General features: G+C 43.6%; 15 protein-coding genes. 7 read left to right on the forward strand and 8 right to left on the reverse strand.

All coding sequences use genetic code 11. The features are described from left to right. Window positions 1-255 precede the first annotated feature (255 nt). The 5 genes from ACOJUN_RS07550 to ACOJUN_RS07570 all read right to left on the reverse strand — a co-directional run bounded on the left by ACOJUN_RS07550 (window position 256) and on the right by ACOJUN_RS07570 (window position 9,578). Window positions 256-2,781 (reverse strand): ATP-binding protein, encoded by a 2,526-nt coding sequence (locus tag ACOJUN_RS07550; RefSeq protein WP_422136045.1) that lies wholly within the window; start codon window positions 2,779-2,781, stop codon window positions 256-258. 379 nt (window positions 2,782-3,160) lie between these two features. Continuing rightward, window positions 3,161-5,782, reverse strand: a complete 2,622-nt coding sequence (locus tag ACOJUN_RS07555) for an ATP-binding protein (RefSeq protein ID WP_422136046.1) — start codon at window positions 5,780-5,782, stop codon at window positions 3,161-3,163. 381 nt (window positions 5,783-6,163) lie between these two features. Further along, window positions 6,164-8,686, reverse strand: coding sequence for a DnaA ATPase domain-containing protein (locus tag ACOJUN_RS07560; protein WP_422136047.1), 2,523 nt, complete (start codon window positions 8,684-8,686; stop codon window positions 6,164-6,166). Window positions 8,687-8,989: 303 nt separating this feature from the next. Further along, complete coding sequence (locus tag ACOJUN_RS07565) at window positions 8,990-9,325, reverse strand: hypothetical protein (protein ID WP_422136048.1); 336 nt, start codon at window positions 9,323-9,325, stop codon at window positions 8,990-8,992. Then, a complete protein-coding gene (locus ACOJUN_RS07570; protein ID WP_422136049.1) occupies window positions 9,306-9,578 on the reverse strand; it encodes a type II toxin-antitoxin system Phd/YefM family antitoxin in 273 nt (90 codons plus the stop codon). The genes ACOJUN_RS07565 and ACOJUN_RS07570 overlap by 20 nt, the downstream gene beginning before the upstream one ends. Window positions 9,579-9,898: 320 nt before the next feature. On the opposite strand from ACOJUN_RS07570, the gene ACOJUN_RS07575 reads away from it, so the two are divergent. Both ACOJUN_RS07575 and ACOJUN_RS07580 read left to right on the forward strand, forming a co-directional pair. Beyond that, window positions 9,899-10,717 (forward strand): macro domain-containing protein, encoded by an 819-nt coding sequence (locus ACOJUN_RS07575; protein ID WP_422136050.1) that lies wholly within the window; start codon window positions 9,899-9,901, stop codon window positions 10,715-10,717. A gap of 7 nt (window positions 10,718-10,724) precedes the next feature. Next, window positions 10,725-11,297 carry a TIR domain-containing protein gene (locus tag ACOJUN_RS07580; protein WP_422136051.1) on the forward strand — a complete coding sequence of 191 codons (573 nt, stop codon included), beginning with the start codon at window positions 10,725-10,727 and terminating at the stop codon, window positions 11,295-11,297. A 71-nt stretch (window positions 11,298-11,368) separates the two neighbouring features. On the opposite strand, the gene ACOJUN_RS07585 is transcribed toward ACOJUN_RS07580, so the two are convergent. From ACOJUN_RS07585 to ACOJUN_RS07595, 3 genes are all read right to left on the reverse strand, one after another. Then, window positions 11,369-12,382 (reverse strand): hypothetical protein, encoded by a 1,014-nt coding sequence (locus ACOJUN_RS07585; RefSeq protein WP_422136052.1) that lies wholly within the window; start codon window positions 12,380-12,382, stop codon window positions 11,369-11,371. 129 nt (window positions 12,383-12,511) lie between these two features. Beyond that, the gene (locus ACOJUN_RS07590; protein ID WP_422136053.1) at window positions 12,512-14,638 is read right to left on the reverse strand and encodes a Tn3 family transposase; all 2,127 of its coding nucleotides are present in this window, start codon (window positions 14,636-14,638) and stop codon (window positions 12,512-12,514) included. Further along, window positions 14,616-15,389, reverse strand: a complete 774-nt coding sequence (locus ACOJUN_RS07595) for a DUF4158 domain-containing protein (RefSeq protein WP_422136054.1) — start codon at window positions 15,387-15,389, stop codon at window positions 14,616-14,618. The genes ACOJUN_RS07590 and ACOJUN_RS07595 overlap by 23 nt, the downstream gene beginning before the upstream one ends. 166 nt (window positions 15,390-15,555) lie before the next feature. Between ACOJUN_RS07595 and ACOJUN_RS07600 the strand changes: the two genes are divergently transcribed. Genes ACOJUN_RS07600 through ACOJUN_RS07620 form a run of 5 tightly spaced genes read left to right on the forward strand, consistent with a single transcriptional unit; the run spans window position 15,556 to window position 19,685 of the window. Further along, window positions 15,556-15,756, forward strand: a complete 201-nt coding sequence (locus tag ACOJUN_RS07600; protein WP_422136055.1) for a DUF5397 family protein — start codon at window positions 15,556-15,558, stop codon at window positions 15,754-15,756. Beyond that, complete coding sequence (locus ACOJUN_RS07605) at window positions 15,756-16,037, forward strand: virulence factor (RefSeq protein ID WP_422136056.1); 282 nt, start codon at window positions 15,756-15,758, stop codon at window positions 16,035-16,037. The genes ACOJUN_RS07600 and ACOJUN_RS07605 overlap by 1 nt, the downstream gene beginning before the upstream one ends. Window position 16,038: 1 nt before the next feature. After that, window positions 16,039-16,602 carry a recombinase family protein gene (locus ACOJUN_RS07610; protein WP_422136057.1) on the forward strand — a complete coding sequence of 188 codons (564 nt, stop codon included), beginning with the start codon at window positions 16,039-16,041 and terminating at the stop codon, window positions 16,600-16,602. 15 nt (window positions 16,603-16,617) lie between these two features. Next, window positions 16,618-17,604, forward strand: a complete 987-nt coding sequence (locus ACOJUN_RS07615; protein ID WP_422136058.1) for a hypothetical protein — start codon at window positions 16,618-16,620, stop codon at window positions 17,602-17,604. After that, window positions 17,601-19,685, forward strand: coding sequence for an ATP-dependent helicase (locus tag ACOJUN_RS07620; RefSeq protein ID WP_422136059.1), 2,085 nt, complete (start codon window positions 17,601-17,603; stop codon window positions 19,683-19,685). Before ACOJUN_RS07615 ends, ACOJUN_RS07620 begins: the two co-directional genes overlap by 4 nt. Window positions 19,686-19,783 lie beyond the last annotated feature (98 nt).

Genomic DNA, 19,783 nt, shown 5'->3' on the forward strand with positions numbered 1-19,783 from the left:
TTCGACCTTCCGGAGAGTCGGCGGCTGCTTGCTGGCTCTCTGCTTCTGACTCTGGTCTATGAGGCCTTGACGCCTTATCCTTCGATGTAAAAGCAATTCTGCTAGCAGCCTGCGGACTTAAGCGTCCGTAGCGAGGATTGCAAGAAACAGAGATTTTTAGACCAATTTATTGCAACCGCACGACTGCATGGATGCAGGAGCTAGAGCAACGCAGGAGCAGTTGCCGTGTAGGACAGTCTTAAGTCCGACAGGCTGCTAGAGTCCGGATTCCGAAAAGTCCCGGAACATATGCTTGAGTCGGTCATCAATACGGAGCCTGTAATTTTTAATATAGAAGTCACCCTCTAAATAATTCAGTACACTTTTTAACAATAATGAGCGGTCTTCGGTTTTAACCAGCAGCTTTAAGCCTTCATCGTGTACTCTCTGAACAATATTTGTGAACTGCTCAATTTTAATTTTACCACCAGCAGCATCACACTCCATAAAAACAGCCTGATGCTGTGTTTTGGATAAATCGCTGAGAAAGTAATCTGAACTAAATTTTTGTGGGCGTCCGGGCAAAAGAGGGGAACCCACCTGGCGGATCTGATCTGCCGGAATACTGAGTATTCCGGCCATTTCTTCTATTGATACAGCGCGCTCAGTGATCACTGCTGCCGCCTTGCCACCCTGATACTGACCCAGTTGCGATATTGCATCAGCAGCATGAACTTCAGGACTGCGCCACCATTGGGAACGGCGACTGGCTCTCTGCAAATTGCTCAGGTAAAGAAAGTCATGAGCTTTCCTGGTTAAGGGATCAATAATGCCAGGGGTTGCATCTTTGGCAGGAATATGAATATTTGAACTGACCATGATGGCTTTGTTATGAGTTATCACATGTCTCATTGTTTTTGCCAGAAGTTTTTTGCTAAGTAAGCCGTTGGCATCATCGATGACCACCAATTCCTTTCCGGCAAGCTTTTCGTCGATCTTTTCAGCCCATAGCGTTTCATTACCCTCTAAGTCATCGAACAGAGTACCTGCTGTAAAATCGTCTATATAAAGGGTGTCAACACCATATTCGGCTGCTTTTTTGGCAACCGCTGTACATAGATGTGTTTTTCCTATTCCCGCTGATCCGCTCAGGAATAGTCCCATGGGTTTTTTATGCGAGGCTTCATACTGATTATTTATCACAGCGTGTGCGAACTTCAGGGCTGTATCTTTCATCCGTTCCTGCTGTTTTGAGTCGGCTTTGAATTGATCAAAATCAGAATCAAGATTTTCAATGGTGAACGGTGAAACCTGATGCACCGGCTTTGGTTCCATAGTCGATGTGACAGGCAACAGTGGTTGGCAATGCCAGACTTGATCGCACTGCGACAAAAAATATTTCCAGTAATTATTACTGAAGCGAAGTGCACAAGTGATGCCAACAATGGGGTGGTCATGGGGTACTGTATGGTCTTTCAGCTGGGCATAATGCCTTTCTCCCTTTTCGATTGCACGGATTGTTTCAGGACCCTGTTGTTTATTGTAACCATCAATCAGTATTTTTTTGACTTGGTCGTAGGTTTTCGGTTCATCAAATTCATTCGGACCAAACCCCAGATAGAGATTCTGTCCGCTGCTGTTATGCCCGGTGCATATCAGATTAAAACCTATAGCATTACCCAATTTATGTTTCTTCATGTAGTCACTTACGCCCGAAATGTAGATGATATCACCCTTTTTGAAATCCTGTTTTGACAGTTCCTTGTCACTTGAAGTAATGCCGGTTTCGTGAAGGTGCGAAAGATCGTAAAACAGATTATAGATAGGGTTGCTGATTTCGATCGGTGTTAAATTTTCAGCACCATTCACGAAGTCAGAAGAGCTTTGGCTAATCGTGCAGGAAATTCTAAATTTTGCCACCGGTGAACCAAAGATCCGGTTGAATTCGTCGGTGCCAATGATGGATTCAATGGCTCGATACTGACAGGCCAGCATGGTTGTCGCACAATCTGCAATGGTAGGGCCATGAAAAAAAGCATTCAGACATTCACTGGGGGTATGCCGGTTATCCTTTCCTACAAAGCTGTTTATATAAGTCCTATCAAAATATTTTGGTAGAGTGTGTTTCACGAGGTTAATACCGTTTGACAACTTGGGAAGTTCATAGTCCATATAATCCTCATCATAAAAAACACCCAGACGTTTGCTTACTTCCAGGACTTTTGGCGAACTGGAAGCATTGTTGGTTGCCGTGACAAAGCTATTGTCCCATTGGGTAGAACTTTCGTCCATAAACGGGACGGGATCATAAAAGCTTGTCATGACTGAGCTCCGCTCTTCGTATGATGTGTTAAGTTGCTGGAGCCAATGAATCGTTTTATTGGCAAATTGTTCATCCATGGGCTTGTTACTGTGACTTACCGGGAAGGGTTTGTAAGAGGGAGTTATCACGTCTAAAGATTTGAAATGAATTGCCATAATAGCATCATCAGCTTTTGAGACAGAGGCATTAGAGGAGGGACGATATTGTTTTGAACCTTGTGCAGATATAACAGTACTGCTTGCGGCAGTTTTAGACTCTTCAATGATTCTTTTCCTCAGCCTCTGCGTCTGCCCGCTTGAATCTGCCCTTTCTTTCGGGTTTTCAGCGATGTTCATCTCACCACCATTTTTTACTGGCGAGGGCTTTACACTTCTTGAGGTGGAACCTGAAGTGGTGGAAGTGGGGCTATTTTCTGTTTTTCCGAATTGGAAAGGTACAGCGGGCAGATAGCCGGTAGAAGTAAAAGTTACACTATCCATAATTAATCGTCCTTTTAAGTTGTATCTACTATTAATACCGTCCTTGTGGTTAGCTCATTTGCCTGGCAAGTTTAATTCTTTATGACAGTACTTCAGGCAATCTAAAAAGAAGGGGTAAATTATCTAAATCTTGTACTATCGCTCTATTTATTTAGACAGAAAGGAAATGATTTAGTTCACTGCTAAAGGGGGCTCAAATGAATTTGAACCCTAATGTACTAAATTGTGTAATTGAAGCTGACTGGTCGTTTCATGGGGTGAGTTCAAATCCGACGATCTGCCCGGCTTCTTGCTCTGCTAATGACTGACTTTGGTCGAGGCCTCGGCGCCTTAAATTCCAATGTAAAGGCAATTATGTGGGCCGAGCCCCGAGCCAACTCTAGAGTCCGGATTCCGAAAAGTCCTGGAACATATGCTTGAATCGGTCACCAATTCGGAGCTTGTACGTTTCAAGATAAATGTCTTTCTCCAGGATATCCGGTACAGCTTTTAACAATAATGAGCGGTCTTCGGTTTTTACCACCAGCTTTAAGCCTTCGTCGTGTACTCTCTGAACAATATTTATGAGCTGCTCAACATCACGTCTATAAACAGGATCACACGCCATAAAAACAGCCTGATGCTGTGTTTTGGATAAATCGCTGAGAAAGAAATCGGGGCTTATTTTTAGTGGGAGTTCGGGCAAAATAGGGGAACCCACCTGACGGATCTGTTCTGCCGGAATACTGAGCATTCTGGCCATTTCGTCTATTGATACAGCGTTCTCGGTGATGACTGCTGCCGCCCTGGGGCCATGATACTGACCCAGTTGCGATATTGCATCAGTAGCCTGTATTTCAGGGCTGTGCCACCATTGGGAACGGCGACTGTCCCCCTGCAAATCGCTCAGGTAAAGAAAGTTATGGGCTTCCCTGGTTAAGGGATTAATAACGTCAGGGGTTGCATCCTTGACAGGAATATAATTATTTGAACTGAGCATGATGGCTTTTTTATCAGTCATCACATGTTTCATTGTTTTTGCCAGAAATTTTTTGCTAAGGCATCCGGTGTTGGCATCATCGATGACCACCAAATCCTTACCGGCAAGCATTTCGTCGATCTTTCTGGCCCATTGCTCTTCTTTACCCTGGTAGTCCATATACAGATCGCCTACCATAGCTTCGTCTATGTAAAGGACGTTGGCACCGTATTCGGCTGCTTTTTTGGCAACAGCTACACAAAGGTACGTTTTTCCTATTCCCGGTGATCCAGTCAGGAATAGTCCCATGGGCTTTTTGTGCGAGGCTCCACCCTGATTATTAATCACAGCGTGTGTGAACTTCAGGGACATATCCCTCATCAGTTCCTGTTGTTCTGAGTCGGGTTCCAATTGATCCAGATCAGCATCAAGATTTTCAATGGTGAACGGTGAAACCTGATGCACCGGCTTTGGTTCCATAGTCGGTGTGACAGGCAACCGCGGTTGATGATGCCAGACTTGATCGCGCTGCGACGAAAAATATTCCCAGAACAGATTACTGAAGCGAAGCGCACAAGTGATGCCAATAATAGGGTGGTCATGGGGTAGAATACTGTCTTTCAGCCGGGCATACTGCGTTTCCCCCTTTTTGATTGCATAGTTTGTCACAGAATTCTGTGGTTTATTGTAGCCATCAATCAGTATTTTTTTGACTTGGTCGTAGGTTTTCGGTTCATCAAATCTATCCGGACCAAAACCCAGATAGAGATTCTGTCCGCTGCTGTTTTGCCCGGTGCACATCAGATTAAAACCTATAGAACAACCGCTTTTATGTTTCTCCAGGTAGCTTTCAACGCCCTGAATGTAGATGATATCACCCTTTTTGATATTCCGTTCTGACAGTTCCCTGCCAGTTAAATTAGTGCCGGTTTCGTCACTGAGCGAAAGATTGTAAAACAGATCATAGATAGGGTTGCTGGCATCGATTGGATCAATATTCCCGACGTTAGTAGTGTGTTTGCTGGTATGCGACATAATCGTGCAGGAAATTCTGAACTTTGAGATCGGTGCACCAAAGATCCGGTTGAATTCGTCGGTGCCAATGATGGATTCAATGGCTCGATACTGACAGGCCAGTAAAGCCGTTGCACAGTCCGCAAGGGTAGGACCATGAAAAAAAGCATTCAGACACTCACTGGGTGTATGCCCGTTATCCACTGCTACAAAGCTGTTTCTGTTACCCAGGTCAAAAAATTCTGGTAGTGTGTGCCGCCCGAGGTAGATACCGTATAACAGCTCGGGAAGTTCATATTTCTTATAATCCTCAGGATAAAATATACCCAGACGTTTTCTTAACTCCAGCCGTTCTATCCCCTCATACATCTGAGCAAAGGAAGGAGAACAGTCTGCCCTGGCTGAGTCAGAAAGAGAAAAACTTGTCGAGTCTAAGCCAGTGTTCAATTTGGTAACACTGACTTTTTCTAACGGTGCTTTTTTATGAAAATTATAAAAATCATAAATGCTTGTCATGACCGAGCTCCGCTCTTCGTATGATGTGTTAATGTGCTGGAGCCAATGAATCGTATGTTCGGCAAATAGTTCATCCATGGGCCTATTACTGACACTTGCCGGGAAGGATTTGTAAGAGGGAGTTATCTTGCGCAAAGATTCAATATGGTGTTCTTGAATACCCCGATCAACTTCGTCGAAAGGGTCATAGAAGTAGGGTCGGTATTCTTTTGAACCTTGTGTAGATATGACAGTACCGCTTGCGGAGAACGAAGTACTGGAATTTTCAATTATTCTTTTCCTCAGGCTCTGCGTCTGCCCGCTTGAATCCACCCTTTCTTTCGGGTAGTCAGTGACGCTCATCTCACCACCATTTTTTATTGGCGAGGGTTTTACACTTCTAGAGGTGGAACCGGAAGTGGTGAGAGAGGGGCTATTTTCAGCCGTTATTTCAGATGATTTAGTCACTGTTTTTCCGTATTGGAGAGGTACACCTGACTGATGGCCGGTAGCAAAAACATTTACATTATCCATAATTAATCGTCCTTTATTAAGTTGCATCTGCTGTTAATACCGTCCTTCTGGTTAAGTACTCAACCATACGAAATCATATTTTCTGACTCATTGTTCAGGCACTCTAAAAAGAAGGAGTAAATTATCCGAATCTTGTACTATCGCTCTATTTATTTAGACAGAAAGGAAATGATTTAGTTCACTGCTGAAGGGGGCTCAAATGAATTTGAACCCTAATGTACTAAATTGTGTAATTGAAGCTGACTGGTCGTTTCATGGGGTGAGTCCAAATCCGACGATCTGCCTGGCTTCTTGCTCTGCTAATGACTGACTTTGGTCGAGGCTTCGGCGCCTTAGCTTTCAATCTAAAAGCAATTCTGGGGGCCGAGCCCCGAGTCAACTTTACAGTCCGGATTCCGAAAAATCCCGGAACATATGCTTGAGTCGGTCAGCAATACGGATCCTGTACTTTCTAATACTGAAATCTTTCTCTAAATAATTCAGTACATCTTTTAACAATAATGAGCGGTCTTCGGTTTTAACCACCAGCTTTAAGCCTTCATCGTGTACTCTCTGAACAATATTTATGAACTGCTCAATTTTAATTTTACCACCAGCAGCATCACACTCCATAAAAACAGCCTGATGCTGTGTTTTGGATAAATCGCTGAGATGGGAATCGGGGCTTGCTTTTTGTGGGAGTCCGGGCAAAAGAGGGGGACCCACCCGGCGGATCTGTTCTTCCGGAATACTGAGTATTTTGGCCATTTCGTCTATTGATATAGCCCTCTCAGTGATGACTGCTGCCGCCCTGGGGCCTTGATACTGACCCAGTTGCGATAATGCATCAGCCGTCTGAACTTCAGGGCTATGCCACCATTGGGAACGGTGACTGTCTCCCTGCAAATCGCTCAGGTAAAGAAAGTTATGAGCTTTCCTGGTTAAGGGATCAATAATGCCAGGGGTTGCATCTTTGGCAGGAATATGAACATTTGAACTGACCATGATGGCTTTGTTATGAGTCATCACATGTCTCATTGTTTTTGCCAGAAGTTTTTTGCTAAGTAAGCCGTTGGCATCATCGATGACCACCAATTCCTTTCCGGCAAGCTTTTCGTCGATCTTTTCAGCCCATAGCGTTTCATTACCCTCTAAGTCATCGAACAGAGTACCTGCTGTAACATCGTCTATATAAAGGGTGTCAACACCATACTCGGCTGCTTTTTTGGCAACCGCTGTACATAGATGTGTTTTTCCTATTCCCGCTGATCCGCTCAAGAATAGTCCCATGGGCTTTTTATGCGAGGCTTCACACTGATTATTTATCACAGTGTGTGCGAACTTCAGGGCCGTACCTTTCATCAGTTTCTGCTGTATTGAGTCGGCTTTGAATTGATCAAAATCAGAATCAAGATTTTCAATGGTGAACGGTGAAACCTGATGCACCGGCTTTGGTTCCATAGTCGATGTGACAGGCAACAGTGGTTGGCAATGCCAGACTTGATCGCACTGCGACAAAAAATCTTCCCATCGCTCATTACTGAAGCGAAGCCCACGAGTGATACCAACAATAGGGGAGTCATAGGGCAGAATACTGTCTTTCAGGTCTGCATAATGCGTTCCCCCCCTTTTAATTGCATGGATTGTTTCAGGACTCTGTGGTTTGTTGTAACCATCAATCAGTATTTTTTTGACTTGGTCGTAGGTTTTCGGTTCATCAAATTTATCCGGACCAAACCCCAGATAGAGATTCTGTCCACTGCTATTTTGCCCGGTGCATATCAGATTAAAACCTATAGCAGTACCGAATTTATGTTTCTCCATGTAGATCGCTACGCCCTGAATGTAGATGAGATCACCCTTTTTGATATCCCGTTCTGACAGTTTCCTGACAGGGCAGTTATCGTCAGTGCGGTTAAGATCGTGAAACAGATTATAGATAGGGTTGCTCAAGTCGATCGGTTCTAATTTTTCAGCAATATTCGCGAGGCTAGAAGAGTTTTTGCTGGTATGCGACATAATCGTGCAGGAAATTCTGAACTTTGAGACCGGTGCACCAAAGATTCGGTTGAATTCGTCGGTGCCAATGATCGATTCAATGGCTCGATACTGACAGGCCAGAATAGTTGTCGCACAGTCTGAAATGGTAGGACCATGAAAAAAAGCATTCAGACACTCACTGGGTGTACGCCCGTTATCCTTTGCTACAAAGCTGGATCTGAAAGTATGATCAAAATATTTTGGCAGTGAGAGCAATCCCAAGCCGCTGGCTTTTGACAGCTCGGGAAGTTCGTAGGCCTTATAATCCTCAGCATAATAAACACCCAGACGTTTTCTTTCTTCCAGCAATTCTGGCAAACGAGAAGAATCGTACGTAAAGGTTGCACTGGGTATACCACTGCTCGAATAGGTGTAACTTATGACCAATGTCTTAGGTATTTCACGAAATCTTGTCATGACTGAGCTCCGCTCTTCGTATGATGTGTTAAGTTGCTGGAGCCAATGAATCGTTTTATTGGCAAATTGTTCATTCATGGGCTTACTACTGTCACCTACCGGGAAGCGTTCGTAAGAGGGAGTTATCGGACGTAAAGATGCGAAATGATTTGCCACAATATAATCATCAGATCGGAAGTCAGGGTTATCAGAGCAGGGACGATTTTGTTCTGAGCCTTGTGCAGATATGACTGCACCGTCTGCAGCAGTTTTAGAATTTTCAATTTTCCTTTTCATCAGGCTCTGCGTTTGCCCGCTTGAATCCGTCATTTCTTTGGGGTTGTCAGCGACGCTCATCTCACCACCATTTTTTACTGGTGAGGGCTTTACAGCTCTTGAGGTGGGGGAGCTATTTTCAGCAGCTATTACACCGGGCAGATAGCTATAGCCGTAGCCGTAGCCGGTAGCAAAAGTTTTTACATTATCCATAATTAATCGTCCTTTATTAAGTTGTAGCTGTTGTTAATACCGTCCTTGTGGTTAGCTCATTTGCCTTGCAAATTTAATGCTTCATGACAGTTCTAAAGGCAATCTCAAGAGAAGGGGTAAATTATTCGTAACTTGTACTATCGCCCTAATATTTAGACAGAAAGGAAATGATTTAGTTCACTACTTTGTATGCGAGAACCAAGCCAGGGCGGCTCCGCTTGTTCCCTGAGCAACGAACTGTGAAACAGGAACCTGCAGGTGACTAACAGGAATCCCCGTCCTACTGGATTTGAATTTTGGCTTTTACGACACCCTCTTCAGAGGGTGTCGCAAAACTTCAGCTCGTTCTCTCGCTCTGAAGTCGTCATTCCCGCGAAGGCGGGAATCCAGCGCCAACGGTGGATCTCTGCCTTCTCGGGGATGACAAGGCCAGGGGGACACCGGGCAGTACGGTTCTGGTGGTGAGTCAGTGTGGATTCCCGCCTTCGCGGGAATGAAGCCGGCAATGACGGGAGTCAGCGCGTTCCCACGGCGGAGAGAGTTTTGCGACCCCCTCTTCAGGGTGGGGAGGATGTCAACTTTCTCGCGTAGAGCTTCGTATACCTGCCAAGTATTACCCTCAAAGACCAATGATCTCACTGATATCCTCTTCACTTGGCTGATAGCCCTCACCCTGGCTATGTGTACTCTGTGAGTCTGCAATCTGCCGCATCAAGCTACTATTCTGCAGCACATAAAGAGTCTCTTGTTCCTGCTCCCAGTCATCAGCACTGATCATCACAAAGTCTTCTCCACCGCGCCGAGTGACCTTAAGCGGAGTGCTGTTGCCCACAACCTTCTCTACAAAACTTTTCAGGTTATCCCTGAACTGATTAACGCTGACACTTTTCATAAATTACCTCTACCTTTGGTGTGCATTATTACCGTACACAATTGAGAGCAGGCATTTAAAAGGCAAGTCTACGCCTAATTGGGCCTCGGCCTGCAAAATTGCTTTTACGTCAGAAAATACAGCTAACACACTGTTTTACATAGAAATCGGCAATGCGGATTGAGTCACGCAAGCCATTTGTCATTACTCCAGAAAATGACTTCAAGCAGTCTTTTATCAAAGTACCCAGCCTCTAACTTATTAAGTTTTTCATAGACTTGAGCCAAATTCATCAGGGTGGCAATATTCGTGCTTAAGCATAAAGTTGAGAGGGAACTCTGGTGGTCAAGTTTCATGCGTTTAGAATGGGGGCTTTGTCCTGTCTCGGTCTGATTATCACTGGTACTGATGTGTTGGCAGCATCAGGACTGCCGACCTTTCGGGAGGGGCGCGAACTATATACTCTTCTTTTTATATTGCTGATAGCCGTTGCTGTCGGACTTTTCATCATCCGCCGGAGAAACAATATCGAGCTTAGCCTTACGGATAACACAGATACCAAGATTGAGTTTGGTGATATCTTCAAAGAATCCGGACTCATCGTAATTCCTGTTAACGAGTATTTCGACACTATTGTTGATGACCGCATAATTGCCAAAAACACCCTTCACGGCCAGTTTATTGAGCGATATTACAAAGATGATCAAAATCCACTGAAAAAGGAAATCCAGAAAGGGCTCAAGGGACTAATACCAAAGGTAAACAGTGCCCGTCGGCGCGGAAACAAAAATAGTTATGATTTGGGTACAGCCGTCAGGGTTGACTGTGAAGGCAAGAGCTTTCTCCTCATAGCCATGACCCGATTTAATGAACAGGATCGTGCCGAAGTTACCTGGGATGAGTACACTCGCGTCCTTGCCCGGTTATCCGAACATATTCATACTCACGCTCAAGCCCGTCCTGTCTGCATGCCGCTAATGGGAGGTGGTCAGGCTGGTGTGGATACCCCTCAGCGACTATTGAAAAACATGTTTATCACAATGTCGCTGAACAGGAAGCTCACTCTACCAGGTGGGCTAAAAATCGTTCTTCACGAGTCCGTTAAGGACAAAGTTGATTTAACAAAAATCAGGCTTGAACTCGAACACACAGGGAGCTAATGCGACTATGAATAGAACCGGAAACTATGCGGCATTTTATGTAAATGATGGCACGTTCAAAGAAGGTGGTCTTGGTGCAAATTTGGCTAAAGATTTTTGCCACTACAACATGCTCAGAGCATGGAAAGGAAAAGATCCTACCTTTCCATTTGTGGATTCTCACGGTAAAACCTATAACGTCCGTGACGGTAGCGACTGGGAAAAGACCCTGAAGCCTCGGTTGCGTGAACGCCTCCGAGCATCCAAGAACATGATCCTTTTCTTAAGTGGGCACACAAAAAATTCTGTTGCAGTCCGAGAGGAAATCACTTACGCAGCCAGTATCGGGCTTCCTATCATTGTCGTATACCCAGATTTCAAAAGCCGAGAGGCAATGTACAACGGGAATACTCCCAAAAAAACAGTTGCAGACCTGATGGCAAAATTATCCAGCCTAGCCGCTGCTGCAAACGAAGTTCCGGTTGTTCATATCCCAATGGACAAAGCGCTAATCCGCGCTTACCTTAACAATAAGTTGTACATGGTGAATACTAAGTGCAAGGCTGGTAACTACGCCTGCCTGAACACAGTATCTGCTTAATAATATTGGTACGCTCCTCGATCTGCAAAAGCAATGCTATTTTGCAGATCGACAATACAGGGGTACAAAGATTAACCCACCAATGTTACTGGCTTGGCCTTGCTGGAAACCAAAGTATCAGAAACAAAAACGATCCGGCTCCCTTTCTCCATGCCCTGATATTCATTCTGATAATACTTGTCATGTACCAGCTGACGAAAATGCCATGACCTGTAGTGGCTGTTCGGGGATGTTCTATTTTCCCTAACACCAGACATACTGCCTAAAGTCATATGTTTGCTACGACGATGACCCAGAGATGCAAACTGGTGATTGCTGAACTTTCCTGGCAGTCCATCCTGCAAAATATCGTGGCGATCATTGCTGCGTGCGTACATAACATACACTGACATGGACACCACCAGTTTCAGCAACTCATAATGAGCCTGCAATTCCGCATTATCACAACGCTCCGTGTGAAGATATCCTCTTGAAGCAAACCCTGGGAGAATGTCGGCAAGGTCCTGATATCGGTTTGCAGACAGAATACGTGGCAAATCTTCTAATTTTACAGATATGCGAGAATATGTTGTTGCCGGATCATGAGCAAACTGAAAATTAAACGTCAGCATTCCCTTGCGACCAGGAGGCGTTTGTGCCGACTCGGTGCCTTTGCTGCATACCTTGATGAGTGGATCAATTTTCTCATTCATCTCGTCAGTATTCCGGCACATCGTCACCAGAACTCCCGTTATAGACAATTCGGCAAACTTATATTCCTTCGGGATCGCTAAAATAAACTGATCATAGGGCAACCGAAAACCTTCAACCGCTGATAGGGAAAACTTCGCCTGTAACAGCATGTTCAGAACGTCTGCATCCTTGGGAAATATCATACGGCGCTGACCAATACGCCAGTAATACTCTTCACAACAAATTCCGAAATCTAATGTATTAATGAAGTCTGGTTCGATGTAGTTGGTATAGTGATGGATATGGTCCTCGAACGACCACGATTTCAGGCGGTTAAGCTTAGCTGTCTTCTTGATGATTTTGTCGCTGGCACGAAGATCAAGATTAAAACGGTATTGATAGTATCCAGGCATTTCGCCGCCTTTAATGTTCAGAACTATTGTGCCAAATAATAAGTGATTTCAGTGACATTCTGAAAGGGTTGCTCACAGTACCGAAATAGAAAAATCCAGAGGCCGTACCTGCTTGGCTAACTCAAGACGCTAGTCTCCCAGCCGGTTTGTACTCTCTATGTAAGGAGACAGGTGCTTCAAATCATCTTCAGCGATCTTGTGTCCTTCTTCTCTCAGCTCCTTCAATACTCTCGTCATCACCTCGACGTTATAAAAAATGAGCATGTTAGTGGCAAGGTGATTCCACTTAATGATTTTGTCCTGTTCGTGACGGTCATTTTCCCGAATCACGCCCTTGTTATAGAAGAAAACCCAGTCAGAAAACTTGTTGAAGTGCTCACTTTTATTGGTTGAAGCGTTGATCATACGGCGTAAGCCGCCATCCGCTATATACTCCATCAAAAACTGGGTTCGTATGACCCTGCCAAGCTCCCTGAAGCCATAATACAACTGGTTTTTCCGGCTCTTTCCAGTTAAGTGACGAACAATAGTTGATGCGGTGAGCTTACCGCCCTTGATTGACATGACAATTCCCAACATTTCTGGAAACTCTCTTTCGATTACCTTGTAGTCGATAGGCTCTGCGAAGATACCGTTAATGTGCTTGAACCTGGCGCCAGCTTCTGGCCGGTGCAAATTTAACCGCTTGATGTTCTTTATCCTGGGCATAAGCTTAATTCCCAGCAAATAAGCCAGACCGAAGACTGCAAGGCTTTGCCCATGTGTATCAGAGTGGACGGTATCAGGTTGAATGTCCGAGTCATTCTCCAGAAGCCCGTCCAGGATATAAATTGCCTCGTAAACACCGCAGGGTATAAAGCGGGAAAAGAGGCAGATATATTTGTCGCTGAGGTGGTAGTAGGCGATGCCACCATAGCCTCCATACCGAATATGGTACTCGGACAGAAGGTTATTTTCGTACACATCCCATTTAGTGCCGTCAGCAGATGCTCTTTTGCCAGTTCCCCAGTAGCCAGGTAACAAGAACTGGTTATAGCCATTGATGACATCTCGGATACATTTGATGAGAGTGTATTCGGAACAGTGCTTAAGTTTCAGCCGTGCAATTTGTTTGCGGCTGATATTCTGAACTGAGCGGGACAGCTGGACTGGCCCAAGGTTACAGCCGTAACAAAGCAGGTTGAGGACAAAGCGTTCTTCTGTATTGTCGATTCTGGATTTATTGCCCGACAAAGGCCGGATATGCTTGCTGAGATTCAGCCACTTTTCAGTTTCAGACAGTACATCCAGAATATTTTTGGGCGGCATACGCTCTTTGATCAGGGATGCGAGAGCCTCTTGCTCAGGTGTTGGTTTCTCTGCCTTGACTGGGGTGATACATAGCTTTTTATTAATGATCTGCACTTCAGTATTATCAGGGAACTGCTCATCAGCCTTTTTGCAAACGGCGTGAAGCTTGGCTTTGAGCTGCCTGCAAAAGTCTGCACCATTGGAGGGATAGCCCATCATTTGACAGAAATCTTCGAACTGCTCTTGATACTCTTCTTCTGAGATAAACTGCGTTCTGAAATCACTGAAATTCTCACTGTCTTCAACAAACAAGTCGCCAGACCTGAGTGCTTCTGCAACCAGAGTAAAGAGGCACAGCTCAAGATAAAGGCGATGTACTTTGGTAACGGGTTCGCCTTTCTTTTTGGTATCTGTGACTGAAGTCCACCACTTTCTTGCAGGTATCCACTTTAGGGATACAGAGCTGTTGGATACATCAATATGGCTTTTACGTGATGTCTGGTGTTTCTTGATAAACAGTATGGCTTTGAACAGCTCATAATCACTATGAGGCGTTCTCACCTTCAGTAAGCTCAGGGCATCAAACAGATTTGCTCTATGATTTATGAACATAGGCAACAAAAACGGGAGGTAATTGTTGCTTGAGTAGGTCAGTAGTTGGTCGCAGGAGTCGTTCACTTCCTGCGGATTGTGTTTCAGGGCTGTGCCTATATTCCGGAGTTTATGCTGATCGTTTCTGCTACTCCCCTGGTAAGCAACGGTAACATCCTTCAGCTGCCCGATAAGCTGCTCCTGCTGTTTCGTTTTATTTTTCAGCCAGTCTTTCAGCTTCTTATCTGCCCGAGTATGCATGCGCCGCATTAGTTTGATCAGTAAATCAGCCGCATCATCAAGGGTGCGGGAAAGTCGGTAACGGAGTAGGATCGTCAGCAGCAGCTCTTGCTTACCCTTTCTCAATCGCGCCATTTCCGAACGATCCAGAGCGCGGGCTTCCAATTGTAAGTCCCGGTGTGATATCCGGTAAATTGGGTAAACCTGCCTGTTGCTTGCGAAGCCAGCTCAACACTGCCAGCGTATTGGTTGTGTTTTTTGTCGTCAGTTTTCCTGGTTCTTTTTTCAGCTTCTCCCAGGATTCCTCATTTAGTAATGATGAGAGAACCTGTCTGGATTTTTCATCAATAGAATCGAGGTAATTGCTGTAGAGTTCTTTATTGATCCTTCGGCGCTGGTCACTTGCTACCCGTGCAAGTGCATCAAAGGGGGGAAGCTCATAAGAGTCCTTGATCAGGTTTTCGAGGACTTCATTGATGATATCTGCCAGGTGGTGTTTGCTTTTGGCTGACTCATAGGCCAGTTGTATGAAGATATTTCTACCAGCGGGTTTTACTTTGAAGCGGTCTCTCAGCAGACGCAGATAAATGCTTCTTGCGGAAGAGTCTCGGTGTTTTCTGACTTCTGCATCGGAACTCCGGCTCTTTGTTATCTTCCCGTAATATTGAGTGTATCCATCATGCAGGTCATCAAAACTTGTGTGATAGCCCAAATGCTGAAACATCTTCAGCATGGTCAAAAGTACTTGGCGGTGCAGAGGCTTTTTTACCTGACCATTAATCCAGTCCATTTCATCAGGTTTAGGCTCCCAGATCGAACCATCCAGATCATCAAAAGTGGTACGAGAGCGCAGCCTCGGGTAAGCCGTTTCATGAATTGCGACCATCGGTGGCGGTTATCTTTATTCTCAAAAACGTTGGTTTTCGATAAGATAGCCGAGTTTCAGAATCTGTCCCGAAAAATCTTGCTTTCTGATTCTCAAAAACTATTCTTGAAATTAAATTCTCGATTCCATACTCTTAAATGAGTTTTGATAATCAGGAGACCAAAAAATGCCCCAAGATCGATTCCCTGATCCCCAACTAATCGGTCAGTATCGACGATTTGGCGAGTTGGGTCCTGCGTACAAAATTGTTGCGCCTGTCAGACCGATCGATCAGGATGACTGGATTGTTTTAATTCAGATTCCTGAGTCTGGAGAAGAAGCTGAATACAGGTATTCAAATATCAAAAATGATCCGGTAGCTCACTGATGTTCGCCATTGCCTTTGACCTGGTTGTCGCTGAGACTGAAAAGCATCACCCGAAAGGTGTGCCACAGGCTTATGTTGAGATTGGCTCCACGCTATCTGGCTTTGGCTTCAGACGAGTTCAGGGAAGCCTTTACGTCACAGACGACGAGAACATGGCGAATTTATTCCGCGCTATCACGGCTTTGAAAGCACTTCCCTGGTTTCCTGCTTCTGTCAGAGATATCAGAGCCTTCAGAGTTGAGCAGTGGTCTGATTTTACAGAGATGATCAAGGAAGGCTGATATGAAAATCGGCTACGCAAGAGTATCAACAAAAGATCAGGATCTTTCATTACAGCGGAAGGCTCTATCGGAAGCTGGCTGCACAAAGATATATGAAGACAAAGCCAGCGGAACACAGAGTAACCGAGAGGGCTTAAAACTCGCTTTTGAAGTGTTACGTGATGGGGATACCCTGGTTGTCTGGAAGCTGGATCGCCTTGGGAGAAGTGCCAGAAGTCTGATTACCTTGGTAAATGAGCTTGAACAACAGGACTGCCATTTTGTCAGTCTCACAGACAGCATTGATACTACAACAACAGCAGGACGCTTCTTTTTCCATGTCATGGCAAGCCTTGCTCAAATGGAACGTGAATTGATTGTTGAGCGCACTAAGGCCGGTCTTGAAACTGCACGCCAGAGAGGAAAGATTGGGGGGCGCAAACGGCAGATGACAGACTCAAAAATTGAGGCTGCTAAAAAGCTGCTGACTGACGGCATTCCTCCCAAAGAAGTTGCTGCGAACCTTGGCGTTTCTGTGCCAACACTTTACCGATGGCTTCCTGCATCCGGCAGAACGGGCATGTAACTCTTCAAAATCCTTATGAAAGAGCCTCATTATCCTTACGCTTACAACGAAAATGGTGTTGTTCTTCACATTAACAGCGCACATAAAAGCAGACGTTATACATGCCTGAATTGCCAGGAAAGAATGGTAGCAAAAACAGAAGGCGAAAGAATAAACTATTTCCGGCACTATAATTCTCCACCCTGCACAGGAGAAACATACCTACACAAATTAGGCAAAATCCTCTTCCACCGCGATTATCAAGCTGCATTGGAAGAAAAAAGACCGTTTTATATACATGTTAACTCAATACAGATCTGCCCAACAGTCCAAACCAACTGCGAGTCACTGAAGTGTCGATATGAAAAGCTTATTACTCATGACCTAACACGGTCTTTTGACCAGATATCATGCCCACAAAAAGAAGTGGTTCTGGATCGATATGATTACAAAATAAGACCCGATTTACTTTTAAGTTCATCGAACAATCCTGAGCGTTTATTGCTCATAGAGTTTGCTGTTACACACCAGTGTGAAGACAAGAAAATCTCTACGGGAGCAAAAATTATAGAATTCCAGATTCAGGATGCTCTTGAAATTGAATCTCTTTGGTCAGACGGAATAAAAAGCGGTGATGAAGTTAAATTTTACAACTTTATATTGTCTGAATTTGAAGCAAAGCAGTGCCTAATAGAGAAATGTCCAACAAGTGCAAAAAAAATCACTGTAAATAAACAGTCAGACCTATCAATAACAGACATCAAACTTTCAGCATTACAAGAGCAGGAAGCAACCAGTCAATTCATAGCAACACTCTACAGTGACGATTTTCCGAGTAAGACTGAAATCGCCAAGTTATATCGAAAGTCTCAAAGCAAAGGTTACATTGAGGTTCGATGCTATTGCTGCGAACACTCACAGATAAACAGCAGTTATAAAAAAATATTTTGTACACTGAAAAGTCAGGCTGTTTTTCCTATTGAAGCTACTCGATGCATTGAGTATAAGGAAATTCAATCATGATTTATTATACGCATGAACAAAAAAAAGTTATTTCACATGAAAATGGCCACATGCTTGTCAGAGCAGTTCCTGGGTCTGGAAAAACCAAGACCTTGGTTGGAAGGATTTGCTATTTAATAAACAAAAAAAAGATAGCACCGCAAGATATATTAGTTTTGATGTTTAATCGAGATGCAAGAGATAGTTTTTCAAAAAAACTGTCTGAAAAGAGATTCAACATCCCTCATAACAAAAAGGTTATACCTAATAATGTTAGGGTTTGTACATTTCATTCATTTGCTCTCGAAGAATTAAAAAAAGCTTCAAAATACGGCTATCTTAATATTTTTAAGGGTGAAGCTGATGAAGATAAAGAAATTCGCAAACATTTATTAAGAGATACATTGAGGGAATACGCTCAAAAAGAGCGTAAAGAGTATGATGAGTATAAGCTGACTGAAGAGTTTATAGATAAGGTTAGAAACCTAAAGGCAGAGTGTTACAACCCATACATAGAAACGACAGAAGAACAAGAACTCTTTGAGAGAGCTTATAAGGGTTTTGAAGAGAAACGGCTGGCTCATAATATTCGTACTGAGGAGGACTGGATTCCAGATTTGGTTAATACCTTGTACTCTACTGATCTCAGTTTGCCTAGATATCAATACATACTGGTAGATGAATATCAGGATATCAATATTGGTCAAAACAGGCTGCTTACTTCCCTATGTCAAACGGGGGGAGTCATAAATGCTGTTGGTGACGAAGACCAGTGTATTTATAGCTGGAGAGGCTCTAGGCCAGACCTGATGAGTGATGAAGTATTTTTGCGAACCTTCCCTGGCAGCTCATTTTACAAACTGACCACTACATTTCGGTTCGGACATTCATTATCCTTGGTTGCAAACTCGGTCATTAATAACAATCAGAAAAGAGAGAAAAAAATCTGTATTTCTCACCTATCAACACCAGATACAAAAGTTAAATTAATAGAAAGCAATAAGCCAAGTATTTCTTTGATTACTCTTATTCAGACAATGAAAAACAAGAATATACCTCTTAGTGATATTTCCGTTTTGACGAGAAATAATGCTCAACTTTTGTTAATACAATTTTTGATGAGGTTATTTTGTATTCCTTATAAAGGCAAGACGAAACATGATGATTCAAGTCAAGATGTTTTCTGCACCATTGGCTTACTAATGCATTTCTTAATGCACAAGAAACTATGCCCGGAAAGAGTTAGAAACGATAACTTTATTAGCCGATTCCTTCGAGGTATGAGTCCATTTTTAAAAATTTCTGATGCAAAGAAAATAGCAAAAGAGATTGCAAAAGATGATACTATCAATCTATGTATTGTCCTTGAGCAAGCAGCCAGAGAGCTAAACAAAAAAGACTTATCTGAATTATCAAAAATAATGAAAGAGCTACACAATATAGAAATAAAGCAAAAAGAAATATCGGCTTTTTCTATTTTTGATCATATGGTAAGAACTGCTGATTTATTCTCTCTATGGGATAAAAAATCAAATTCAACTATTGATTCAAATCACAGGGTTAGGACTTTATCTTTATTCGGACAGGTACTGAGTGATAACAATATTGCCCCTAATGTTTTCATTAGTCAATTAATCAGTCCGTTACCAATAGAAGATGAAAACTCAGTAAGTCTTATGACTTGCCATCGATCAAAAGGTTTAGAGTTTCCATATGTCATTATGGCTGACTTATATGACGAGCAATTTCCATCCGGAAATTTTGACATTAGCAATGATAATCCATTGGAAAAGTTAGGCTTAGAAGAAGAAAGAAGGTTATTTTATGTGGGTATGACCAGGGCAATAAAAGCTTTATTTTTATTATCCCCTGAAGATTCCAGATTAAGCCGTTGGCTCGCAAATCCGAAAACCTTTTCTCATCCAAACCAAGGAGAAATACTTGCTTCAAGATTCATATATGAAAGTGACATTCAAAAACTTGTGCAGTATGGACGGCAGTTGCACGATTCGGGTGCTGTCACTTTACAGCATGGTAAAGATTGGCTGGTCAAGAAATATCTTCGGGAATACAGAGCATTATCAAAACCGCTCTCAAGGTGAGGAATAGCGCAGTGACACACAGGTATCGGAAATATTGATTTCACAAAATTAAGCCGTTAATCTTGCCTCATGGCTTGGGTAGGAGCCTGCTGTCCACA

The sequence above is a fragment of the Endozoicomonas sp. ALD040 genome (genome assembly GCF_049275945.1).
Lineage (GTDB): Bacteria > Pseudomonadota > Gammaproteobacteria > Pseudomonadales > Endozoicomonadaceae > Endozoicomonas_A.